General features: G+C 64.1%; 1 protein-coding gene and 1 tRNA gene. One reads left to right on the top strand and one right to left on the bottom strand.

What is annotated here, in order from left to right; translation table 11 throughout:
- On the top strand, positions 1–409 hold a 409-nt coding region (locus U5771_RS35235; protein ID WP_322028191.1), incomplete at its 5' end, for an aminotransferase class III-fold pyridoxal phosphate-dependent enzyme.
- Positions 410–584: 175 nt separating this feature from the next.
- On the opposite strand, the gene U5771_RS35230 is transcribed toward U5771_RS35235, so the two are convergent.
- Positions 585–659, bottom strand: a tRNA-Val gene (locus U5771_RS35230).
- Between the last annotated feature and the right edge of the window lie 80 nt (positions 660–739).

Raw genomic sequence — 739 nt, 5'->3', positions numbered from 1 at the left:
TTCGGGCCATCCGGTCGCAGCCGCCGTCGCGGTCGCGAACCTGAAGCTGCTGCGCGACGAGGGGATCGTCGAGCGCGTGAAGCACGACATCGGGCCGTATTTCCAGCGTCGGCTGCGGGAAGCGCTCGGCGAGCATCCGATCGTCGGCGAAATCGCGGGGACAGGGCTGGTCGCGGGCGTTCAGCTTGCCCGCGATCGCGCGCGGCGCGAGCGTTTCGACGCCGGCGTCGACATCGGTACGATCTGCCGCGACTTCTGCTTCAACGGTAACCTGATCATGCGCGCGACCGGCGACCGGATGCTGCTGTCGCCGCCGCTCGTGATCCGGGAGGCGGAGGTCGACGAGATGGTCGACAAGGCGAAGCGCGCGTTCGATGCGACCGCGGAACGGGTCGGGCGGGCAGGGTAGTCAGCCGTCGCGACGCTTCGATTGCATGTGGTCGAAGCGTTGTCGCACGTCGAACTTGTCCGCGAACGCAAGGAGGCGGGCAGGGGAGAGGGGCCGCAGAACGGAGACGGGCCGCAGAAACGCGGCCGCAAAACGAAAAGGGCCTGCGTCGTGAGACGCAGGCCCTTGAATTCTTTGGTGGGCGGTACTGGGATCGAACCAGTGACCCCTGCCGTGTGAAGGCAGTGCTCTACCGCTGAGCTAACCGCCCAAAGAAGCTGAAATTATGTCAGAGCTTTTCGGGTTCGTAAAGCACTTTCTTCAAATATTTTTCAGGCCCGTGCAGAAAGT

Origin of the sequence: Burkholderia sp. BCC1977 (assembly GCF_905339595.1) — a bacterium.
Lineage (GTDB): Bacteria > Pseudomonadota > Gammaproteobacteria > Burkholderiales > Burkholderiaceae > Burkholderia.
The sequence above is the reverse complement of the archived record's forward strand: the minus strand, read 5'-3'. Positions and strand labels throughout refer to the sequence as shown.